Here is a 5,590-nt window from a genome sequence, read left to right on the forward strand (position 1 = left end):
CTCCGCCCCCCGCTCCCGCCCCGGCCCCTCCCGCCGCACGGCCGGGCAACCTGCGGGCCAGGCTCACGAGCTTCGTGGGGCGGGACGCGGACATCGCGGCCCTGCGGGAGGACCTGGCCGGGGCCCGGCTGGTCACGCTCCTCGGGCCCGGCGGCGCGGGCAAGACCCGGCTGTCCCAGGAGGCGGCCGAATCCGTCGACCCGGCCGCCTGGCCGGACGGCGTCTGGCTGGCCGAGCTCGCGCCGGTGGACGACCCCGAAGCGGTGCCGGAGGCCGTCCTCACCGCGCTCGGCGGACGCGAGACCGTGCTGCGCGGGGCGGGCGCCGAGGAGCTCCGGGTGGCGGAGCGCGGCGCGGGGGAACCGCTCGCCCGGCTCACCGAACGCTGTTCCGGGCGCCGCATGCTGCTGCTCCTGGACAACTGCGAGCACCTCGTCGAGGCGGCCGCGGCGCTCGCCGACCATCTGCTGGCCCGCTGCCCCGGGCTCACCGTCCTCGCGACCAGCCGTGAACCCCTCGGTGTGCCCGGCGAGTTCGTCCGGCCGGTCGACCCGCTGCCCGACCCGATGGCGCTGCGCCTGCTCGCCGACCGCGGGGCCGCCGCGCTGTCCGGCTTCCGGGTCGACGCGGACGAGGGGACGGCGGCGGCCTGCGCCGAGATCTGCCGCCGCCTCGACGGGCTCCCGCTCGCGATCGAACTCGCCGCCGCCCGGCTGCGCATGCTCACCCCGCGCCAGATCGCCGACCGTCTCGACGACCGCTTCCGTCTGCTGACCAGCAGACCCTGCGCGCGGTCGTCGACTGGTCGTGGGACCTCCTGGACGAGGCCGAACGCACCGTCCTGCGACGGCTGTCGGTCTTCTCCGGCGGCTGTACCCTCGCCGCCGGCGAGGCGGTCTGCGCGGACCGGCCCGAGGACGCGGCCGACATCGCCGGTGTGCTCGGATCGCTCGTCGACAAGTCCCTGGTCGTCGCCGCCCCGGCCGAGGACGGCGGGATGCGCTACCGCCTCCTGGAGACCGTCGGCGAGTACGCCGCCGAACGGCTCGACGAGGCGGGGGAGCGGGAGGCCGTCGAACGGCAGCACCTCGTGTTCTACCGGGAGCTGGCCCGTACCACCGACCCCGAACTCCGGGGAGCCGGACAGCTCGCCGCGCTGGAACTGTTCCAGCGCGAGTACGAGAACCTCCGCACCGCCCTGCGGCACGCCGTCGCGGCCCGCGACGAGCAGGAGTCGCTCTGCATGGTGCTCTCGCTCGCCTGGTACTGGCAGATGCGCGACCTGCGCAGCGACGCCCTGCAGTGGGCCGAGGCCGCCTCCGCACTCGGCCCCGACCCGTTCGCCGGGCCCGCCCGCCCCGCGCCCTCGCTCGTCGAACGCTGCACCGACGCGCCGCCGCCGATGGGGCCCGAACTGCTCCAGGAGGCGCGGCGCCAGGTGGCGCTGCTCAGCATGGCGAGCATGGACCACGCGATGGACGTCTGGGCGAGCGAGGCCGGGCTGGGGCGCCTGCGGGTCATCGCCGCCACCTACCGGGCCGGTCAGCCGCAGACCTGCCGCAGCCCGGGGCTGCTCTGGTTCTTCGCCGTCATGCTCACCGGTGACGTCCCCGACCCGCGCGGACTGCTGGACGAGACGGTCCGTGCCACACGGGAGCTCGGACACGACTGGGAGCTGGCCGCCGCGCTCCAGATGCGCGCCAACGTGCTGGCCAACCGCACCGACTGGGCGGGCGGTGCCCGCGCGGACGCCGACGAGAGCCTGGAGATCTTCGGCCGTCTCGGCGACGACTGGGGTGCGGCGGAGGCGCTGTCCTCGCGCGGCGAGGCGAACGAGAAGACGGGCGACCACGCCGGGGCGGCCGAGGACTACCAGGCCGCGATCGGCTACGCGGAGAAGCTCGGCGCCCGGGCCCAGGTGCTGGTGCTCCGCACCCGGTACGCCTCCGCGCTGACCGAGCTCGGCCGGGGCGCGGAAGGCGAGGCGGTCTTCCGGGAGGTGCTCGTCGAAGGGCGGCACGCGGGCCACGAGTCGACGGCGTTCGCCCGGTTCTTCCTGGCCCAGTGGCTGGGCACGTCCGGCCGTACCGTCGAGGCGCGTGAGCAACTCGACGTGTTGTACGACGACTTCCGTTCCACGCCCAGAGGGGTCTTCGAGGCGTTCGTGCTGGGAGGTTTGGCCTGGCTGGACACCCTGGACGGGCGGTACGCGGACGCCCTGGCCCGGGTCCGGGAGGCGCTGGCGCGGGCCGACGACCGGCTGGCGCAGATGATGGCGCCGCAGATGCAGGCGTTCTACCTGGCCACTGCGGCCCGGGCACTGGGCGGGCTCGGCGGGGAGCGCCGGGCCGTCCTCGCGGCGCGGCTGCTGGGCGCCGCACGGGCGCTGCTGCCGGACGGACACGTACAGGCGACGATGGAGCGGGAGAACCAGGCCGCAGCCGGGGAACTGGTCCGCGGCGCCCTCGGGGACACCGCCTACGAGGCCGCGTACGCCGAGGGCGGCGGCCTCTCCCAGGAGGAGGCCGCCGCCCTCGTCGAGGCGTACCGGGACTGAGCCCGTCCCTCAGGACTTCTTGCGGAACTTGGACACCGCGAGCGGGGCCATCACCGCGGTGATGACCACGGTCCAGCCGAGCGTCACCCAGACCGAGTGGGCGAGCGGGCCGCCCATCATCAGGGCACGGGCGGAGTCCGCCAGGTTGGACAGCGGGTTGTAGTCGGTGAACGTCCGGAGCCAGCCGGGCATCGTCTGCGTCGGGGCGAAGATGGAGGAACCGAACTGGAGCGGCATCATCACGAGCATCCCCATCCCCTGGACCGACTGGGCCGTCTTCATGCTCAGTCCGAGCAGGATGAAGATCCACATGATCGCGGCGCCGAACGCGGCCGACAGGGCGACCGCCCCGATCAGCCCGAGCACCGACTCCTGGAGCTCCATACCGAGCGCGAAGCCCATGGCCAGCAGGATCAGCGTGGCGACCATCATCCGGCCGAGCTCGACCACGATCTTCGCGATGAGCACCGAGGAGCGGGCTATCGGCATCGTGCGGAACCGGTCCATGACCCCCTTGCGGAAGTCGTCGTTGACGCCGGAGCCGACCGCCATGGCGATGTTCATGCCCATCATCGCCATCAGGCCGGGGACCAGGTAGTTGAGGTACTCCTGCCGGCCGCCGCCCATGCTGCCGCCGACCGAGCCGCCGAAGACGTACACGAACAGCAGCGTGAAGACGATCGGCATCAGGAGCGCGTCGAACATCGACTCCGGATCCTTCTTGATCTGGAGCAGGTTGCGCCGCACCAGCGCCCCGATGTGGCGCAGGTTGTTCCGCAGCCCGATCCGGCCCTCGTCGTGGAGGACCGGGGCCGGTGCGGACACGGCCTTGTCGGTGGGGGTGGGCGTCAGAGTCGTCGTGCTCATGCCGCGACCTCCTGGGGGATCGTGTCGGTGACGGTGGCCTTGCCGCCCGTGATGGCGAGGAAGACCTCGTCCAGGCTGGGCAGCGCGGTGGCGACGTGGGCGAGGGAGAAGCCCCGGGTGCCGAGCAGGCCGATCACGGCCGTCAGCTGTTCGTCGCTGAGGATCGGTACGTACAGCAGCCCCTCGTCCGGGACCGCCTGTGCGCCCGCCACCCCGTCGAGGCGGGCCTCCCGCAGCGCCTGCGCCATGGCGCCCAGCTCCGCCGGATCGGAGGGCCGGATCTGCAGGGTGCGGCCGCCGACCTTGGCCTTCAGCTCGTCGACACCGCCCCGGGCGATGATCTTGCCGTGGTCGATGACCGTCAGCTCACTGGCGAGCTGTTCGGCCTCTTCCATGTACTGGGTGGTGAGCAGCACGGTCGCCCCCTCCGCGACCATGCGCTGCACCTCGTCCCAGACCTCGTTGCGGGTCCGCGGGTCGAGGCCCGTCGTCGGCTCGTCCAGGTAGAGGACGGCCGGGCTGCCGATCATGGAGGCGGCCAGGTCCAGCCGGCGGCGCATGCCGCCGGAGTAGTCCATGGCGGCCTTCCGCGCCGCGTCGGTGAGCGAGAAGCGCTCCAGCAGCTCGTCGGCGCGGGACCTGGCCTTCTTGCGGGACAGGTCGAGCAGCCGCCCGATCATGTAGAGGTTCTCCCAGCCGGAGAGCTTCTCGTCGACCGAGGCGTACTGACCGGTCAGACCGATGGTGCGGCGCAGTTGCCGGGGCTGCTTCACCACGTCGTAGCCGGCCACGACCGCGTGTCCGGCGTCGGGCAGGATCAGGGTGGACAGGCAGCGTACGAGGGTGGTCTTGCCCGCACCGTTGGGGCCGAGCACACCCAGGACCGTGCCCTCGCGCACATCGAGGTCCACGCCGTCCAGTGCCTTGGTCTCGCCGTAGTGCTTGACCAGCCCCCGTACCTCGACGGCGTTGGCGCCGCTCCTGGGGTTCGTGTCGTTTCGCGTCATGTCCACCATGACACCAGCCGTCACCGACATCTCACCGACATATCGCCGACAGCCGCCGACATCCGGTCGAGGCGGTCCCGGAACGGGCGACAGCCCGCCGATGGGGGAAGTCGGCGGGCTGTCGGTGGTGCGGCAGTGGTCAGCTGTGCGCCGGGGCGCGTGCGTCCCTCAGTGGAAGGTGTGCTCCGGCTGCGGGAACGTTCCGCCGACGACCTCTTCGGCGTACGTCCGTGCCGCGTCGCCGAGCACCTGGCGCAGGTTCGCGTACTGCTTGGAGAAGCGCGGCACCTTGCCGCCGGTCAGGCCGGCCATGTCGGTCCAGACCAGTACCTGGGCGTCCGTGTCCGGACCGGCGCCGATGCCGACGGTCGGGATGTGCAGGGTGCGGGTCACCTCGGCGGCCAGTTCGGCCGGTACGAGTTCGAGGACGACGGCGAACGCGCCCGCGTCCTGCACCGCCTTCGCGTCGCGCAGCAACTGCTGGGCGGCCTCCTCGCCGCGGCCCTGCACCCGGTATCCCATGGCGTTCACGGACTGGGGGGTCAGCCCGATGTGGCCCATGACCGGGATGCCGGCCTCGACCAGCAGGCGGATCTGCTCGTGCGACCGCTCGCCGCCCTCCAGCTTGACGGCGCCGACCCCGGCGTCCTTGATCAGCCGGGTGGCGTTGCGCAGGGCCTGGACGGGGCCCTCCTGGTAGGCGCCGAAGGGCAGGTCGGCGACGATGAGGGCGCGCTTGGTGCCCCGGACGACTGCGGCGGAGAGCATCGTCATGTGGTCCATCGTGACGGGCACCGTGGACTCGTAGCCGAGGTGGCAGTTGCCCATGGAGTCACCGACGAGCATGACCGGGATGCCGGCCTCGTCGAAGACGGACGCGGTCATCGCGTCGTAGGCGGTGAGCATGGGCCACTTCTCACCGCGCTCGGTGGCAGCGGTGACGTCGTGGACGGTGACACGGCGGGTGCTCTTGCCCCCGTACAGCGCCTTGCCGGAACTGGGGGTGGGGCCCGTGGCGGACGGGGTGCCCGCGGGGGGTGAGGCGGCGGCTTGGGCGGCCTGATTCTGCGCAGCCTGAAGCGACATGGCCAACGGCTCCTTCGTCATCTCGAGGCGCCCTGACGGCGTCCCCGGATCCCTGTCTCTTATACACATCTCT

3 protein-coding genes and 1 pseudogene are annotated in these 5,590 nt (G+C 72.5%); 1 reads left to right on the forward strand and 3 read right to left on the reverse strand.

Going from position 1 to position 5,590, the window contains the following annotated elements:
* Positions 1-2,557: pseudogene (locus IH13_RS39355) on the forward strand (ATP-binding protein); the annotation flags it as partial.
* Positions 2,558-2,566: 9 nt separating this feature from the next.
* Here IH13_RS39355 and IH13_RS0135505 read toward each other — a convergent pair.
* The 3 genes from IH13_RS0135505 to panB form a co-directional block, all read right to left on the reverse strand.
* The gene (locus IH13_RS0135505; RefSeq protein WP_031091171.1) at positions 2,567-3,424 is read right to left on the reverse strand and encodes an ABC transporter permease; all 858 of its coding nucleotides are present in this window, start codon (positions 3,422-3,424) and stop codon (positions 2,567-2,569) included.
* Entirely contained in the window at positions 3,421-4,440 is a 1,020-nt protein-coding gene (locus IH13_RS0135510; RefSeq protein ID WP_031091174.1) for an ATP-binding cassette domain-containing protein, read from the reverse strand. The genes IH13_RS0135505 and IH13_RS0135510 overlap by 4 nt, the downstream gene beginning before the upstream one ends.
* A gap of 159 nt (positions 4,441-4,599) precedes the next feature.
* Positions 4,600-5,517 (reverse strand): 3-methyl-2-oxobutanoate hydroxymethyltransferase, encoded by a 918-nt coding sequence (panB, locus tag IH13_RS0135515; protein WP_031091177.1) that lies wholly within the window; start codon positions 5,515-5,517, stop codon positions 4,600-4,602.
* Between the last annotated feature and the right edge of the window lie 73 nt (positions 5,518-5,590).

It is taken from the genome of Streptomyces sp. NRRL WC-3549 (genome assembly GCF_000721935.1).
Taxonomy (GTDB): Bacteria; Actinomycetota; Actinomycetes; order Streptomycetales; family Streptomycetaceae; genus Streptomyces.

Coding starts and splice junctions, on each gene's coding strand:
- IH13_RS0135505 (WP_031091171.1), bottom strand. CDS start 3,424: ATGAGCACGACGACTCTGACGCCCACCCCCACCGACAAGGCCGTGTCC.
- IH13_RS0135510 (WP_031091174.1), bottom strand. CDS start 4,440: ATGGTGGACATGACGCGAAACGACACGAACCCCAGGAGCGGCGCCAAC.
- panB (WP_031091177.1), bottom strand. CDS start 5,517: ATGTCGCTTCAGGCTGCGCAGAATCAGGCCGCCCAAGCCGCCGCCTCA.